Annotated in this window: 12 protein-coding genes and 2 tRNA genes; 10 read left to right on the forward strand and 4 right to left on the reverse strand. The window is 42.8% G+C overall.

The features are described from left to right. The first annotated feature begins 500 nt into the window (after window positions 1-500). The 5 genes from LI82_RS04530 (at window position 501) to LI82_RS04550 (ending at window position 8,109) form a co-directional block, all read left to right on the forward strand. Window positions 501-1,175 (forward strand): DUF2162 domain-containing protein, encoded by a 675-nt coding sequence (locus LI82_RS04530; protein ID WP_048193730.1) that lies wholly within the window; start codon window positions 501-503, stop codon window positions 1,173-1,175. Window positions 1,176-1,177: 2 nt separating this feature from the next. Further along, entirely contained in the window at window positions 1,178-1,801 is a 624-nt protein-coding gene (locus tag LI82_RS04535; protein WP_048193731.1) for a MotA/TolQ/ExbB proton channel family protein, read from the forward strand. Then, window positions 1,798-2,157 carry a DUF2149 domain-containing protein gene (locus LI82_RS04540; RefSeq protein WP_048193732.1) on the forward strand — a complete coding sequence of 120 codons (360 nt, stop codon included), beginning with the start codon at window positions 1,798-1,800 and terminating at the stop codon, window positions 2,155-2,157. The genes LI82_RS04535 and LI82_RS04540 overlap by 4 nt, the downstream gene beginning before the upstream one ends. A 137-nt stretch (window positions 2,158-2,294) precedes the next feature. After that, window positions 2,295-6,878 (forward strand): cobaltochelatase subunit CobN, encoded by a 4,584-nt coding sequence (locus LI82_RS04545; protein ID WP_048193733.1) that lies wholly within the window; start codon window positions 2,295-2,297, stop codon window positions 6,876-6,878. A gap of 163 nt (window positions 6,879-7,041) precedes the next feature. Next, entirely contained in the window at window positions 7,042-8,109 is a 1,068-nt protein-coding gene (locus LI82_RS04550) for a Coenzyme F420 hydrogenase/dehydrogenase, beta subunit C-terminal domain (protein ID WP_330217367.1), read from the forward strand. Between the two features lie 207 nt (window positions 8,110-8,316). Here the strand turns inward: LI82_RS04550 and LI82_RS04555 are convergent. After that, window positions 8,317-8,391 (reverse strand) — tRNA-Ala (locus LI82_RS04555). 176 nt (window positions 8,392-8,567) lie between these two features. Here LI82_RS04555 and LI82_RS04560 point away from each other — a divergent pair. The 4 genes from LI82_RS04560 (at window position 8,568) to LI82_RS04575 (ending at window position 11,041) form a co-directional block, all read left to right on the forward strand. After that, a tRNA-Ile gene (locus LI82_RS04560) sits at window positions 8,568-8,644 on the forward strand. A 322-nt stretch (window positions 8,645-8,966) separates the two neighbouring features. Next, entirely contained in the window at window positions 8,967-9,338 is a 372-nt protein-coding gene (locus tag LI82_RS04565; protein ID WP_048193734.1) for a transcriptional regulator, read from the forward strand. A gap of 231 nt (window positions 9,339-9,569) precedes the next feature. After that, window positions 9,570-10,802, forward strand: a complete 1,233-nt coding sequence (locus LI82_RS04570) for a 3-isopropylmalate dehydratase large subunit (protein ID WP_236622668.1) — start codon at window positions 9,570-9,572, stop codon at window positions 10,800-10,802. Window positions 10,803-10,828: 26 nt separating this feature from the next. Next, the gene (locus tag LI82_RS04575; protein ID WP_048193736.1) at window positions 10,829-11,041 is read left to right on the forward strand and encodes a hypothetical protein; all 213 of its coding nucleotides are present in this window, start codon (window positions 10,829-10,831) and stop codon (window positions 11,039-11,041) included. A 124-nt stretch (window positions 11,042-11,165) separates the two neighbouring features. Here the strand turns inward: LI82_RS04575 and LI82_RS13025 are convergent, their stop codons facing one another. From LI82_RS13025 to larB, 3 genes are all read right to left on the reverse strand, one after another. Then, on the reverse strand, window positions 11,166-11,309 hold the full coding sequence (locus LI82_RS13025) for a hypothetical protein (RefSeq protein ID WP_160174939.1): 144 nt from the start codon (window positions 11,307-11,309) through the stop codon (window positions 11,166-11,168). 795 nt (window positions 11,310-12,104) lie between these two features. Then, complete coding sequence (gene larC, locus LI82_RS04580) at window positions 12,105-13,295, reverse strand: nickel pincer cofactor biosynthesis protein LarC (RefSeq protein WP_048193867.1); 1,191 nt, start codon at window positions 13,293-13,295, stop codon at window positions 12,105-12,107. A gap of 16 nt (window positions 13,296-13,311) precedes the next feature. Further along, entirely contained in the window at window positions 13,312-14,091 is a 780-nt protein-coding gene (gene larB, locus LI82_RS04585) for a nickel pincer cofactor biosynthesis protein LarB (RefSeq protein WP_048193737.1), read from the reverse strand. A gap of 221 nt (window positions 14,092-14,312) precedes the next feature. Here larB and LI82_RS04590 point away from each other — a divergent pair, with 221 nt between their 5' ends. Further along, window positions 14,313-18,008 carry a tetratricopeptide repeat protein gene (locus tag LI82_RS04590; RefSeq protein WP_048193738.1) on the forward strand — a complete coding sequence of 1,232 codons (3,696 nt, stop codon included), beginning with the start codon at window positions 14,313-14,315 and terminating at the stop codon, window positions 18,006-18,008. Window positions 18,009-18,038 lie beyond the last annotated feature (30 nt).

The raw sequence follows: 18,038 nt of genomic DNA on the forward strand, positions 1-18,038 counted from the left end.
ATTTTATATCTTAGGTCCTATATTGTTTGAAGTGATTTTCAGTGGCACCATTGTGGGGCAGTTGTAATAAAAAAATCTGATTAAGTATTACGTAGTCATGTTCTTGTATATTCAATAAATTATATTTCATTGAATTTTTAAGTACATTATTCCAAAGGCCCTTAGTGATAATTATATGTTCATTCTCATTTTTATGAGTTGCTGTTTCTCAATTTTCTGTTTTTTTCTGAGATTATTTTTTCATTTTGTTTCCTCAATTAATAACATGTATTATTTTCATTAGATTCATGTTTACCTTTGTGTAATACATATGTGACTCAATAAATCAGTTTTATATAGTATAATGGTTTTATTTGTGGCACTCAACCATACTTGTCTAATTAAATAAAAATTCATATTTGATTTAACATGGTGTGAATATTATCAATTTGGGTGGTAGAAATGTTGTTAATAACATACATTCTAAAAGAAAAGTTAATTTTTATAAGGGGTGCTTGTGAATGAACATGGTACTTCTCACCGTTGTGGGAATACTGCTGGCCATTCTTCTATTTGGTGTTAAGACCGGGATTGGTTGTGGTTTTTCAAATCGCAGCACGAAAGAGATCCTTGCTATTGCAGGCAGCTATTTTATTTTATCAATAATAATCGGCAGTCTCATAGGATATGTGGACCAGTCAAATCTGGACCTGATCGCAAGCATGGGAATGTCCCTTCACGTTCTGGTTGCACTGCTCCTCATCGGGGCAGGCATCTATACCCAGAAGCAATGGAACTGTGGTTGTGATGTTTCTCATCGCACATTCCTTGTGATCTCCCTTCCCTGTCCGGTCTGTCTGACAGCGCTCTTCATCTCCTGTATGCTTCTGGCAACATCTCTTGAGATGGGTGGGCTCTGGATCGGATTGCTTGTAGGTGTTGTGTTCTTCATTTCTGTGGTCGCATCTTCCCTTCTGTGCAAGATGCTGAAAAAGACCCCGGAGACCCTTGGTAACGTCATGATGATCCTTGGTATTTACTATCTCATGGGGGCCATCCTTGTGCCTGCTTACATTAAAACAAAACAGATGAACATTCCTGCGTATTCCGCACCGCCTTTGGAGATGCTTCCATTCGTGGCCTTTGCAGTAATTATTGCCGGGGGATTTGTTCTTGATAAAATTAGGAGTAACTAAATATGGCTATTGATTCTTCTTTATTCCAGATAATGTATACCGCTTCAGCTGCTATGCTGTATCCTGTGGTAATACTCTTGATTCTGGCAGTTACGGTATCGCTTGGTCTGATCGGTGAGTTCATCTCAGAATATGCAAAACGTCATCGAAATGTCAAGCAACTTGAGCAGATCGGCAGAAACGTCAAGGAGAATGTGAACAAATCTTCCTATGATGAAGCTGCATCACATCTTCTTAAACTTGAACAGAACCAGCTTGTCACATCTTTTGCAAACGATGCAGCAGATCATCTGAAAAAGAACACTCTTTCTTCTATAGAATGGTTGTCCGAAGAGTATGAAGTCAGAATGACAAAACGCCTGGAGCAAACAAAAATACTGTCTACAGTAGCTCCTATGCTTGGATTGATGGGAACTTTAATTCCATTGGGTCCCGCACTCATCGGTCTTGCACAGGGTGATATTCTCCAGCTTGCCAACAACCTGATGATCGCCTTTGCTACAACAGTACTTGGTCTTTTTGCAGGTATCGTGGGGTACGTACTTACATTGATCAGGAAGAGGTGGTACTGGCAGGATATGGCAGACATTGATTATCTTGTTGATTCTTTGGAGACCGGACAATGAGAAGGAAAAGGTATCATCGGCCGGGTATCCTCTATGAAGAAGAAGACCAGAACCCTCTTACCGGAGTGGCTAACCTCTTCGATGTTGCCATGGTGTTCTCAGTAGCTCTATTGATAGCTCTTGTGATGTCTTTTCAGCTCCCTGAACTGCTCAGTCCTACTGAGGATATAACCATCGTAAAGAATCCCGGTCAGGAAAATATGAAGATCATAGTCAAGGAAGGGCAGGATATAGAAGTGCTGAACATGACTGAACAGATCGGTGGTGGTACCGGTGAAGCACTGGGCACAGCATACCAGCTGGCTGATGGTCGTGTTGTTTACGTTCCCGATTCAGGGAACGAAACGAGCACCTGATTCTTTCAAGAGTGTGTGGTAATGGCAAAAGAAATTTTGAATGAAATGAAAATGTGTGGATAATGAAAGTTTGAGACATCCCGGAACAGCCGCCAAGCAAAGTATCGGGATGTCTTACACATTATCGGGTGGATAATATGCGAAATATAAAACATCAGTTATTGCTTTTAAGTGTTTTGATTTTACTGGCAGCTTCGCCAGTGGTGTCGGCAGATGAAAATAACAGCAATGAATTATTATTTATTTTGGGCAGTGATTTTAATGAAGTTTCTTTGAATAATGCAGCTTCAGATCTAAACATATCTGCTCAATTGAACACAACTATCTTCACAAAAGATGATGTTGTACCGGCAGGATTCAATTTCTCAAACTATTCGATGATTTTCTTCGAATCACAAGATGAAATTCTTGTTAATTCATGGGATGAAAACATAACGTATGCTATCGATAATGGCACTATGGTTGTAGGATACAACCTTTCATCCAATATAACTCTTCCAAACGTTGACTTGTATTCAAACGAATACACGGACATCGAAAGATACTGGATACAGGGTGGAGATGCTAACATGGGATCAATGCTCAGGTTCATGGGGCAAAAATTCTGTGGACAATGGTCTGATGAGGGCATTGCAGAGCCTGAAATAATCCATTCAAAGATCAATGTGACCTATATAGTCAATTCCGACAACACAATTCATTTCCTTAATAAAGTTCTTTCTGAAAGGGATGTGATAACAGATCGTTTCAATGTCAGGGTTATGGATGGTACAGAAGCGGTTACAAATCTTACCGACGTTTCTGATCAGGATGTCATCATCCTTTACATGATAGGTGGCACACAGATTACTGAATTTAGCGATGTCCTTCTGGATGCCAAAGGCAGTGGTGCACAGATAGGATTGTTTGGTATGGGTGATGGTTATGGTCTTGCTACTTTTGACATGGAAACGTCTTACAGTTTTATGAAAGAGTACCTTTTCAATAGTGATTACGCTAATATGGAACAGTGGGTCAGGGCTGTGGGATGCACTCTTGAAGATGCCTATATTGAATATTCTGAAGCAGCCTCACCTTCTATCCCCGATCATGGCATCTACCATCCGGATGCTTATCCAAGGATCTTTGAGAATAGTGTTGAGTACCTTGAATGGTATGAAGATCATGGCTATAATGCATCTGCACCTACTGTTGGTATGATTGCCAGTAGTACGATTGGAAAGGATCCCATTGAATTTATCACTGAAGATCAGATCATCAGGAATCTGGAATCAAAGGGATGCAATGTGATTTATTCAACTTCTGCAGTAATTACGGAAGAAGATTCTGAATATTTCCTGAACAATGGTACGGTTCTGGTGGACTCTATAATATCCCTGAAAGGTTTTAATTTTAAATATAACAATCCTGCTCTTGGAATAGAGTCTATGAACAAATATGATGTACCTGTAATAAAGGCCATTTGTGATCGCTATCACACTCCTGATCAGTACAATGAAAGTGTACATGGACTGAATCCTTCTTCCATATCATATCAGGTGACAATGCCTGAACTGGAGGGGTTGCTTGATTACATATGGATAGCAGGCAGAGTTAAAGATTCAGAAACCGGCCAGTACTATTATGAGCCTTTGATGTATCAGGTTGACTGGACATGTGACAGGGCTATTTCATGGGCAGAACTTGGCAATAAGGTCAATTCAGAGAAAAAGGTCAGTATTATATACTACAACCATGAGGGTGGTAAGAACAACATCGGTGCCAGCTATCTGGATATAGCTTCCAGTTTTGAGTTACTTCTTGATGAAATGAATGCCAGTGGTTATGACACAGGTAATGGTAGCATTCCAAACAGCAGTGAGTTCATTGATCTGTTCATTGAAAGCAGGAACGTAGGCACATGGGCTCCTGGTGAACTTGAAAAGGTTGTTGCATCAGGCAAGGTAACACTTATTCCGGTGGACGATTATCTGGAATGGTACAATACTCTTCCGCAATCTGTAAGGGATGATGTTGAAGCAAGATGGGGCGAAGCACCAGGCAATATAATGGTCTATGAAGGTCAATTCGTAATTCCGACCGTTCAGATTGGTAACATCAATTTCATTCCACAGCCTACAAGGGGTGATCTTTCAGACGAGTCCGTGATGTACCATGACAAGGACCTGCCCCCCACTCACCAATATCTTGCAACATATTTCTGGATCAATGAAGTTTATGATGCGGATGCAATGATCCATTTCGGAACACATGGTACACAGGAATGGTTGCCTGGAAAGGAACTGGGTTTGTGGCGTTATGATTATCCTTCGATCATGGTCGCAGATACTCCTGTTGTGTATCCTTACATCATGGATAATGTCGGGGAAGGTACCCAGGCAAAAAGGCGTGGTAATGCGGTGATCATAGATCATCTGACCCCACCAATAACTGATTCTGGTCTCTATGGTGAACTTGCGGAAATGCATGACAAGATCCATGAGTATGGGGAGGCAGTGGCTGGCAATGATACTGCCAGGATGGCTCTCTACCGCAACAGTACGATCGAGAAATATGAAAACCTTTCAATGGTGTATGATCTTGGAGTAACTCCGGATGATATGAGGGCCATGTCTGAAGAGGAATTTGAAGACTTTGCCACAAACAACGTCCATAACTATCTGCATGAATTGCAGGAAACTCTTATGCCTCTGGGTCTTCACGTATTTGGTGTGGCTCCTGACGATGAGAAACTTGTCTGTATGGTGAAATCCATGCTCAGGGTTGAATTCATCGATCATATAGTCGGTGTAATTTCCCATGAAAGCGGGGATGCAGAGGACTGGGAGGACACTGCTAATGGTTATGCCTTTGATCTGTTAAATGCTACACTGATAAACGGAACGAATGTGACTCAGGCACAAATGGATGTGCTGGGAGCCAATTACTCCAACATCACAGCAGATCTTAATATGGCACTGAATTATTCAGCAGATCTTCGGAATACTACACGTGAGATCGATCAGACCCTTAGGGCTTTGAATGGCGGATACATTGAAGCCGGACCGGGTAACGATCCTATAAGGAATCCTGATGCTTTGCCTACCGGAAGGAACTTTTACAGTTTCGATCCGCGAGATATTCCTGATTCTGAAACGCTGATCCTGGGTGATATGCTTGCTGATCAGATGCTTGAGCAATATAGGGCATCTCATAATGGCAGTTATCCTAAAAAAGTGACTTATGTATTATGGGCTGTTGAGACCATGCGCCATGAAGGTCTGATGGAAGCACAGATATACTCACTTCTGGGTGTTAAACCAACCACAACCTATGGTCACATCAGTGGTTTCGATGTAATTCCACTGGAGAATATGACCCATCCGAGGATCGATGTTGTTGTAACACCTTCCGGCCTTTACAGGGATACCTTCCCGAATCATCTTCAGCTGATGGATGAAGCGGTTCGTACCGTTGCGGAATGGGATGAAGCCAATGAGTCAAATTATGTCAGATGGAATTCTCTGATAATGGAAGAAGCATTGCTTGAACAGGGGTATGACAATGATACTGCTCTTATGCTGTCCCGTTCAAGGGTATTCAGTGAATCTCCAGGAGCATATGGTACTGGTCTTCCGGGAGCTATAACTGCAAGTGATTCATGGGAAAATGAGGATGAACTGGCAGACTTGTACATGTCTCGTATGTCCAATATATACGGCAAGGATGTATGGGGTGAAAGTTATGAAGATATCTTCAGGATGAACCTGCAGGATGTTGAAGTTGCGATACACAGTGATTCTTCCAACCTCTATGGTATCATTGACAATGATGATTTCTACCAGTATCTGGGAGGACTCAGTCTTGCTGTGAGGTCACTTACGGGTGAGAATCCGGAAATGTATGTTGCCGATTTCAAGAATGTAGATAATCCGCAGATCATCACTTTTGAAGAGGCCTACAGGAAGGATATTCGTTCAACACTTTTCAATCCTAAATTCATATCCGGAATGATGGAATATGATTACGCAGGTGCTCGTGAATTTATGAATACTATAGAGCATATCTGGGGATTGGATGTAACAACACCGGACATGGTCACAGATTCAGACTGGGATGAGATCTATGCTGTATATGTGGAAGACAAGTATGATCTGGGTGTTGACGAATTCATGGAAACTGGAAACAATGCCTATGCCTACCAGGCCACACTTAAGAGGATGATCGAAGCTGAGCGGAAGGGTTACTGGGATGCATCCGACGAGGTTCTCCAGAACCTGGTAGCTGAATACACAAAATCGGTTGTTGAGAACGGTGTAACCTGTTGTCACCACACCTGTGGAAATGCTCTGCTTGATGAGTATGTGCAGGGTATAATGTCAGTTCCTGGTGTTGTCGATCAGGAAACCACTGATGAGTACAACAAGCTGATGCAGGATGCGACACATCGTTATCCTGAAACCAGTTCCCACAAGAGCAGTTCGAACACTCCTTCGGCAAACGTGGTCAATAGCACTACAAGCAATGTTGATGGAGGGTATGGAACTACTACCGATCAGCCAACGGACGCTGCACAGCAAAGCACACCAGACAACTACGTCGAAGGCTATGAAATGACTCGTGAAAGTACTCCTGATGAGTCATCGTCATCATCGTCTTTCTCCGGCTCTGATGTAATGGGGGCTTTGTTAGTGCTGGCATCGGCAGGAATAATCTACTTTGGTTTCATGAGAAAGAAGTGATCTGTAAGACAAAGGTTGGCAGCATTTCCTTCCGGGATTCCGGGAATATGCTGCATTCTCTCTTTTTTATTTTTATATCTCACTTTCTGTTTTCCGATTTAGAACAAATACCCTCACGTAAAACAATTACAATTAAAAATAATTAAAGTTTGTTTTATTACGAATGAGTTTTACTACATCTTTACCTGATCTTCTGGTGTTGATCGAAATGATAACTGATCCAATTTGTAAAGCTCATGTAACTGAGAACAGTGCCTATGTTACGGACTATGGCGGCAAGAAGTACTACTTTTGTTCTGCGGAATGTAAGAATAAGTTCGATCAAATGGAAAAGAGTGTGATCCGCCTGAAGCGTAATATTGGTGAGAGGGAGAGGATCTCCTTTGGCAAGCTCAAAAAGGAGATCATAAACCTTGGTATTTGCACTTTGTGCGGTGCCTGTGTTTCTTCCTGTGAATCCATAGCATTTGCGGGGAATCAACCCAAACTGGTCGATAAATGTACTGCCTGCGGTGTTTGCTATAACCAGTGCCCCAGAACGGTTACAAGGGAGGAGGACCTTGTGGGAAAACTCAGGTTCGGATATGCTGCGAAGTCTTCAATTCCCGGCTTTAAGGGTCAGGATGGTGGTGTTGTCACCTCACTGGTCGCATACGGGCTTGAGGAAGGCTTACTGGATTGTGCCATCGTCACAAGGAAGTCGGACGACGAACCGTGGAAAGCTGAACCTTTTATTGCAACTACTGTAGATGAGGTCCTGGAGTCTGCAGGAAGTATCTATTCTCACAGCATGACCATGGAGCCTCTTATGAGCGCTATCAAGCAGGGCATGAGGAGCATTGCATTTGTTGGTCCCAGTTGCAATATAGATGCTGTTCACAAGATGCAGACAAGTCCACATGGCTTCCTGCATTTGTTCCTGAGGGCAAAGGTCCTGAAGTTCGGTCTTTTCTGCATGGACAGCTTCGAGCATGAAGGCATCAGGGAATTTGTGGAAACGCATGGAATGGATCTTAATGACATCAATTCAATGAAGATTCGTAAAGGGGTCTTTGAGTTTGGTATGGATGATGGCATAAAGAGCTATGATCTCTCAGAACTGGACCAGTGCCGATCTACTTCCTGCAAGTTCTGTACCGATATGGCTGCTGAGAACTCCGATATATCCTTCGGGGGCGTGGGGACGCCGCAGGGCTGGAGCACTGTCCTGGCGCGCTCATCGATCGGGTAGGAGATTCTCTGTGAAGCGATTGACAATGGCTACATTGAAGCAAGGCGCCTTGAGAAGAAGGAAATGGATCGTGCAGTAAATCTTGCGAAGATGAAGAAGGTACAGATGTATGCCCTGAACCGGAGGCAGAAGGCCTGAATGTCATCATGTTTTCAAAATATCGATTGGTAATTGATAAAAAGAGGTCAAAGTAAAAGAAAGTAATATTGGTGGACCGGTCGGGAATTGAACCCGAGGCCTCTACCATGCCAAGGTAGCGATCTTCCCCTGATCTACCGGCCCAATATTTAGAACATACTTACCATTATCTAAAATAAAGCTATCGCTGTATAATTGTGATGTTTCTCCTTTCAATTTAAATTTTTAGAAAATGACGGCATCGAAGTGCGAAACGTTAATATACTAGGATGTGTATTGTGTAGCTCGTACGATGAACAACATCGTGCAAGAGACGCATTGGGCCCGTAGCTTAGCTAGGTGGAGCGTTCGGCTGATAACCGAAAGGTCCTGAGTTCGAATCTCAGCGGGCCCACCATAACTACTTTTCTAAAAATTTCGATATTATTGTTCTATCCACTCTCTAATTTAGTCAATGTTTTCACGATTTTTCAAACTACATTTATTCAAGTCTTTCCTTCCATTAGCCATGCTTGATTATTATTCATGTCTCTGGTAATATTGTTCCTACTGCATTTTAAATGGTTAGCGAAGCTTAACATCTTGAATTGTGCCCCGGAAGCAAAAGATGTTATGAGGGTTGGTCTGAAATTAAGTTATAATATAAAAACGAAAACATAATATTTATAAACTAATAGATAATATGCCCTTTATAAAATCCTAACTATAATGGTGGACGTATGAATAACGGAGAATTTTATATGGATGATGAGGACAGTGAGATGGTTTTGCTCCTTCAGAAACTGAATGTTTCTAAACCTGTGGCAAAGACACTTGCTTGTTTATTAACTGCTGAAAAGATAACTTCCCGTGAGGTCGAAATGATGTCACGTTTAAGGCAACCTGAGGTTAGTATTGCCATGACCTATCTTCAGAAGAACAACTGGGTAGAGGTTGAAGAAGTAAAGAAGAAACAGGGCAAAGGCAGGCCTATTAAAGTGTATACTCTAACTGTTCCAATGGATGAGATCATTAATACCATAGAGCAGAAGGTTATATCTGAGAATCAAATGATGCTGGAGAATATTGAAAGGCTTAAAGACCTTTCATGATCTTCTTTTCTGATTCTAATTCTAAATCTAATTCTATTCTCTATCTTTATTTATTGATCAATAATTCCGTTTCTTCATCAAGTAATAGTATTGTCAATTATCTCAGGATTCTTTTCTGATCTGTTATCTGTCATATTTCTCCGTTTTACAGCTGTGGACAGATACACATATTTATCTGTTTACTGTAGTATTCAGTAAGCAAGTGATACAGGAGTTAGTCTTTTGAGTACCATCAGCGAGAAAATATTTAGCAGGGCAAGCGGAAAAGAAGCAAAAGCAAACGAGTTTATAATGGCGAACGTGGACTATGCCATGGCTCATGACGGCACCAGTGTGCTTGCAGTAAGATCGTTCAAAAAAATGGGTCTTGAAAAGGTATGGGACCCAAAACGTATCGTAATTCCATTTGATCATCTCACTCCGGCAAACACGGAAACAACTGCTGCATTACATCATGATATCAGGGAGTGGATCGCAGAGCAGGGCATCCCTAATTTCTTTGATGTGGGCGAAGGCATTTGCCATCAGGTGCTTCCTGAGAACGGCTTTGCAATGCCTGGTAAGCTTGTAGTTGGTGCAGATTCACATTCCTGCACTTACGGTGCTTTCGGGGCATTTGGGACCGGCGTGGGAGCTACTGACATGTCAGAGATATTTGCCGCAGGTAAGCTGTGGTTCAAAGTTCCTGAGACCATCAAGGTGACTGCCCGGGGTAAATTGGGTAAGCATGTACTTGCCAAGGACATGACCCTCAAGACCATTGGGACAGTTGGTGCTGCCGGAGCTACGTACAAAGCTGCAGAGTTCTATGGTGACACTATCACAGATCTTTCAATATCCGGCAGGATGACGCTTTGTAACATGGCTATTGAAATGGGTGGTAAGGCCGGTATCGTGCCTCCTGACAAGAAGACATTTGATTTCCTTGAAGGCAGGGCTGTTGAGGAGTATGAGCCTGTCTACGCCGACGAGGATGCTGAATACTGCGCTGAATATGATATTGATGGTGCAGATCTTGAGCCGCAGGTTGCCCGTCCTCATCAGGTAGACAATGTATGTGATGTCATGGAAGTTGCCGGCACAAAGGTGGACCAGGTTTTCATTGGCACTTGCACCAATGGAAGGCTTGAGGACCTTGAGGTTGCTGCTGATCTCCTTAAAGGGGAGAAAGTTGCTGTCAGAACCCTTGTTATTCCTGCTTCACGTTCCGTAATGATCGAAGCTATTCGGAATGGAACTGCTGAACTATTATTGGAGGCAGGTGCGACCCTTGGAACCCCTGGATGTGGTCCATGTCTTGGAGGTCACATGGGGGTTATCGGTGAGGGTGAAGTGTGCATCTCAACGGCAAACCGTAATTTCAGAGGCAGGATGGGTACTGGTGGTCAGATCTATCTGGGATCTCCTGCAACAGCTGCAGCATCTGCGCTGACAGGTGAGATCACCGATCCAAGAACCGTTTGAACAGTAACTTATTTGGAGGTAGTGAAATGGTAGAAGAACTGGATGAAGGGAAACTGGAACATCTTTTGGGGCACTGGATAGAGCACAATGAAAACCACAGCAAAAGCTTCAATGACTGGATAGTCAAGCTGGAAGCTGCCGGGTTTGAGGAAGTCGCAGGTCATATCCGCACAGCTGCTACGAAGATGGATGAATGTACTGAACATTTAAAACAGGCAAAAGAGGTCGTGAGGAAGTAAATTTCCTCACGGACGACATTTTTAATTTGATTGCCGGCTTATTGGAAAGCCAATCGTTTTTTGGAAGGTAATTTGAGACATGATCCACTATGGGTATCAATGTCTGAAAATTAAATAACAACTATCACTCAGTTACTTTCTGAGAGGAGCTTTGAAGAGCGTAGTGTGCTTTGTGTTCTTCAACTGTTCTGTCGCTTAACCTGAAGCCATGCAATGCATGTGGGAAAGGCGAAGCTGATACAACTCTTACTTCTGTCTTATTTGCCATAAGTGTTTCTCCTTTTTATTTTAAAATAATATTTGACTCCTTTATTTTGCCCTTTGCTCCTGTTGCAGTAGGCAATTACACACTAATCCTCATGTATATAAAGGTTTGCATTTTATTTATATACTCGCTTATTTTTCGAGTTGTAATGTAGTTTTATTTATTAATTATTTTATAAACAAAAAAACTGGACTAAATTTGCCTGAATATAAAGATTTCTACAATTAATAGTTGATACTTATAAACATTGGTGTTTAAAAAAACGCCAAGTGTAGGCTTCATACTCTTTGATTCTTTTGACAGTGGAAAGAAATAGGTGCACATTTATTTTAATTTTTAACAGATATCTAACTAAAAAAACGCAATCAACAAAACTTATACTAAAATATTATTTATACTATGTATTAATTTAATTAATTATAAACTATTTTAAATTTATAATACTTAGTTGTAGTTATGATGAATATTCTAAATATATCTATCAATAGACTTCTTTTTTCCAATATAAGATCCACAAATACTTACTATTTTTCTTGAAGACCTCTGGTCAAACAATCTCTAGATCAAAAACTGATACAACTTATCATTTTTTTTCTTCTAGATGTGATCTTATGATTATGCAGTCTTTGCAATCTCTTTTTTAACTAAACAAGTCGATTTGTTTTAATAAAAAATCAATTTTGATTTATTTAGTATGTTGAAAACAAGAGTCTATAGCCTTTATTTCTCTCACTTTTGGACCTGCCGCATAATTCCTCTCTCACCCGACGTAAATCTTCTAAAAATAGTTTTGTTGTATCAGAGGTCCGTAAATCTCTTCCACGCGGTCTCTTCTGCGCGCCGCATAACTTCTTTCAAAGGTAACCCGGTAATGTCACTTACACGTCGGCAGTCTTCATATTCCGCAGAGATGTGAAGGATCTCTCCGCTCCTGTCCTGCGCGATCTTCACAGCAACCTTATACTCGTGATCTGCAATTGCCATGGTGACACTGTCCATCCTGCGGTCGGCTATAAATCGGTGTTTTGTAGGAATGACGCGTACTCCCAGGGTGCCGGTCTGGCGCATAAGTTCTCCTGCAATACGTGCACTTTCCTCTGGTTTTGCTATAACCTGGATTATATGACCACTACGTCCCTTTTTCATGGTGGTGGGTGTGATGGCAACATCCTTTGCTCCGGCTTCCATCAGCTTTTCGAACAGGTTTCCGAGCACTTCTCCTGTCACATCGTCCACATTGGTCTCAAGAACTTCTATGGAATCTCTTGAGAGGTCTCCGGTAACATCCATCAGCATTGTGCGAAGAACATTCGGCATTTCCATATCAGCATCTCCTGCACCGTATCCGGTCTCAAGTATCTTTCCCATAGGCAGCCTGTCCACAGGTTCTGCAAAATATGCAAGAATGGCTGCACCTGTGGGTGTGAGTAGCTCCCGCTCACCAGAGCTGTAGATTTGCAACCCGCTTTCTTTCATTATCTCTAGAGTGGCAGGTGCCGGCACCGGAAATGTGCCATGGGCAGCTTTTACGCTACCACCTCCGACGTTGACAGGAGTGCAGAAAATGTGATCAGCTTTCATTTTATGGATGGCATAACAGGAACCGATTACATCTGCAAGGGCATCATCCTGTCCTACTTCATGGAAGTGGAGCTCTTCGAGGGTTTTTCCATGGACTCTGGATTCGGCCTCTCCGAGAAGTCTGAAAACACCAAGAGCACTTTTCTTGACCTCAGCAGGTAATGCTGCAGCTTTGATGGTATTGATAAGATCTTCATATCTTCTGTCGTTCTTATCATCATGTGTTCGGACATGAACGTTCGTAGCTTCAATACCACATTTATTTGCAGTTCCCACAGAAACAGTGACATTCACAGAAGATTCAATGATGTCGCAAAGCTCTTTTTTATCTATGCCAAGCCCTACAAGTCCCCCAAGGATCATGTCTCCGGAAGCACCTGAGAACGGCTCAAAGATAAGTGATCTCATTCCATCAACAACCTTTTTAATCATTTGAATTGCGTGCCTCAGCTGCCTTGTTTGCAATTCTTGCTGCGAATGCACCGGCAACAAATCCTGCATCAATATTGACAACTGATAGTACCGAGCAGGACTGTAGCATGGACAACAATGCAGCTTCTCCCTTTGCACCGGCACCGTATCCAATGGATACGGGTAATCCTATTACCGGAGCATCAACAAGGCTGGAGACCACGGTTGGCAATGTGCCTTCTCTTCCTGCAGCGACAACAATGGCATCTGGTCTGTATTCTTCGATATCCTGCAGCTTTGAGATAAGTCTGTGAAATCCGGCTACTCCCACATCATAAATGGGCAGGGTCTCACACCCCATCTCTGAAGCTGCCATTCTTGCTTCTTCAGCGACCGTTATGTCTGCGGTACCTGCTGAAATGATCACAAGCCTTCCTCCTGTCTCTGGTACGGGGGTTCCATTGTGTACAACGGCTGTTCTTGAATGTTTGCTCCATTCGATATTATCATTTCCAAAAGATCTTTTCAAAGCAATGGCCTTGTTTTCGTCAAGTCGTGTAATGAGTGCCCTTCCTGTGGCATCGACCTGTGCTTTTACTATCTCGGCCATATCCTCTGCTTCCTTTCCTTCGGCGAGTATGGCTTCCAATGTGCCTGTTCGGAATTTGCGGAAAGTGTCGAGTTTGGCAATATCCGATATTTGCACATAGCCCATTGAACGTATCTGGCTTTCTGCAATCTCAAGGTCGGTCTCGTTGTCTTTTACCTGGCGTAAGATCTTCTTTAAATCCATATTCAACCTTTCTAATAATGTATTGAACCTTATAAATAGAAGTCCCTTTCAGGCAAAGAATTATAACAATAAGAACCCTAGAATGTAGCCAGAAGAAAGCGAAAAGCTAATACTTTCTTATTGCATGAAAGTAAATATTAGGTCCCTGTTGTCATGCCCTCTCATCGGAGTGTTGTCAGGGCATCCAGGTGGAAATCAGGTACAAATACAGGTTTACGATAATGTCCAAAAGATCAAATGATATGGCGGTTCGAAATTACAACAAGGGAATGTCCCTCTTAAATAATGGCAAGCAGGAGGATGCCCTTGAGTGTTTGATAAAAGCAGAAAGTGATGCAAGAAATTCCGGATCTTCTGGTCTGCTCGTCAATGTACTGCAAGCGATCGGAGGTATAATGGAGTCAGATGGCAGGATCGGGAAGGCCATTGACATGTACTCAGAAGCATCTGGTCTGCTTGAGTATATAACCGATCACGATCCTTCATTTGTGGAGCATAAGGCACTGGCCATGAACAAGGCTGCTTCCCTTCTCACAGAGCAAGGCAATACTCTTGAAGCTATCCCTTTCTTTGAGAAAGCTGTTGCATCCTATGATAAACTACTTGCCAAAGAACCCAAGAACGATGTTTACTGTTCAAGCGCTACCTCTTCATTGAACGATCTTGCCACAATTCTGGCAGAAGAAGGTAACGATGAAAGGGCAAAAGAATTGTTCGAAAAAGCTCTGAAGCTTTCCGGCAAGATGGTCGTACTTGATCCTTTGAACAGGGAGAACACCACAAAGGCTCTGACCATCCAGGCCAATCTGGCCAATCTTCTCTATGAGATGGGTCTTATGAAGGATGCAAGGTTGAATCTGGAACATGCATTTGAGGGGTATTCAGGAATCGTGGATGAAGCTCCTTCGGATAGTATCTTGCATGAGCAGTCACTGGAACTTCTTGAGAAGCTTGTTGTTGCCCTTATGGCAACGGGTGAGTATGATCCTGCAAAGGATCGCATGCATGAACTGCTGGATCTGCTCTCGAAAGCTACAACTAATGATGCTGATTTTTCCGGAAAGGTCTCTGATGTCTTCATGATGGTGCTAAAACTTGCATCTTCACGTGCAGATGAAAATATGCTCGATGACACACGTTCCATTTATGATACTTCCATTAGTGTTATACTGAATCTATTGGAGGAAGAACCCGAAAACAGTGCTTATCTGGAAATATTCAGCAATATATTACTTGAAATGGAAAAACTGCTGGTACTGGATTCTCCTGATACTGAGAAAGAGGCGGATTATGATGTTCTTATCTCAATGTATGAGAAGCTCTCTCTGATGGATCCTGAGGATCTTTCACATCGCACAAAGATCGCAACACTTTATGATAAGAAGGGCAGTTTCCTTATGAATGCAGGCATGATGGAGAAGGCCATTGACATGTATTCTGAATCCTCTGAAATGATTGGGGATATGTCAGATACTGATACTTCATTTGGGGAGGACAAGGCACTTGCCATGAGCAAGATCGCTTCCCTTCTCGCAGATAAGGGTAGTACCCTTGAAGCTATTTCTTTCTTTGAGAAAGCTGTTGCTTCCTACGATAAACTTCTTGCCAGAGAACCCGGAAACGATGCTTACTATTCCGGTGCTTCCTCTGCAATGAATGATCTTGCCACGATCCTGGTATTTGAAGGTCAAAATAAGAGGGCAAAAGAGATGTTCGAGAAAGCGCTGGAGCTTTCCGAAAAGATGGTCGAACTTGATCAGCTGGACCAAGAAGATGCCACAAAGAACTTGACGACCCTGACCATCCAGGCCAATCTGGCCAATCTTCTCTATGATATGGGGCTTATGCAGGATGCAAGGGTGAATCTGGAACGTGCATTCGATGGTTATTCAGGGGTCATGAAGGATGATCCTTCAAACAGCACATTATATGACCAGTCGGTGGGACTTCTTGAGAAGCTTGTAGATTCCTTAATTGTTACTGGTGAATATGACTCCGCAAAAGAACGCATCTATGAGCTTGTGGAGTTGCTCCCAAGAGGTGAAAATAACGACTCTGAATTTTCCGGAAAGGTCTCCGATATTTTTATAAAACTGACAGATCTTGCATCTTCACGTGCAGACGAAAAAATGTTCGATGACACACGTTCTATTTATGAAACTTCCATTAGCGTTATACTAAAGTTATTGAAAGAAGAACCTGAAAACATTGTTTATCTGGAAATATTCAGGAACTTATTACTTGAAATGGAACAATTGCTGTTGCTGGATTCTCCTGATGCTAAGAAAGAGGCTGATTATGGCGCCCTTATCTCAATGTATGAGGAGCTCTCTCGTATGGATCCTGCGGACCTTTCACAACGCATAAAGATCGCAACACTTTATGATGGGAAGGGGACTTTCCTTATGGATGAAGGCAGGATCAATGAAGCCATTGACATGTATTCAAAAGCATCTGAAACAGTTGAGGATATGCCAGATCATGATCCTTCATTTGAGGTGCATAAGGCACTGGCGATGACCAAGGCTGCTTCCCTTCTCACAGAGCAGGGCAATACCCTTGAAGCGATCCCTCTCTTTGAAAAAGCTGTTGCATCCTATGATAAACTCCTTTCCAGAGAACCCAGTAATGATGCTTACCGTGTCGGTGCCGTCTATGCGCTTAACGATCTTGCCACAATTCTGGCAGGTGAAGGTCACAATGAAAGAGCAAGAGGGATGTTCGAGAAAGCTCTGGAACTTTCCGGCAAGATGGTCGTGCTTGACCCGTTGAACCGGGATCGCAGTCCGGAGGCCCTGACAGCCCTGACGATCCGGACCAATCTGGCCAACCTTCTCTATGGGATGGGGCTTATGCAAGATGCACGGATTTATCTGGAATTTGCATTCGATGGTTATTCAATGCTTATGAAGGAAGATCCCTCAAACAGTATGTTGTATGACCAGTTACTGGAACTTCTTGAGAAGCTTGTAGATTCCTTAATGGTTACTGGTGAATATGATTCCTCAAAAGAACGCATCTATGAACTGGTGGAGTTGTTCCCAAGAGCTACGATGGATGATCCTTCTTTTTCCAGTAAGGTCTCCAATCTTTTCATTGGTCTGGGAGAACTTGCATCCAGGCGTGCAGATGAGCACATGCTTGATGACACACGTTCCATTTATGAAACGTCCATTATTGTGATTCTGAAGCTGTTGGGGGAAGAACCTGATAACAGAACTTATCTGGATATCTTCAGGAACATCTTACTTGACATGGAATGTCTGCTGGCATTGGATTCTCCTGAATTGGACAAGGAAGCGGACCATAACGTCCTGATCTCTATGTATGAGAAGCTCTGCCGGATGGATCCTGCGGACCTTTCATATCGGACAAAGGTCGCAACACTTTATGATGATAAAGGCCGGTTCCTGATGAATGCAGGGAGGACGGATGAAGCCCGGCAGAGTTACAATATGTCACTGGGCATAAGAGATGAGCTGATACAGGCCGGAGAATCTCCTCTATTGCATGAGTTCGGAATTGCTACCATAAAGAACAATCTTGGTACCTTGTTAGCACAGGACGGGTATTTTGGAGATGCAAAGACCATGTTCGAGGAATCTCTTGGAGGTTATATGGGTCTGTTCGACCGTATTCCTGATGATCCTGCATATGAGTCTGGTGCTGCACTTGCATTGAACAACCTTGCCAAGCTGCTTGCTGACATGGAGCGCCATGAGGATGCAAAAAGTATCTATGAATCCGCGCTGGAGATATATGCAGGGCTGCTCAAGTCAGAGCCTGATAAGGTAAGTTACAAGAAGCATGCATCCCGAACCCTTGACAACCTGGCTTCCCTGCTTGGGAAGATGGGTCGCGAGGAAGATTCTCTGCGTATGCATGAGAGTGCCAGGGAATTATTAGAGGACATCTGATAAGAGGGGTGTCTTAATTAGCTGAAAGGT

Origin of the sequence: Methanococcoides methylutens (assembly GCF_000765475.1) — an archaeon.
Lineage (GTDB): Archaea > Halobacteriota > Methanosarcinia > Methanosarcinales > Methanosarcinaceae > Methanococcoides > Methanococcoides methylutens.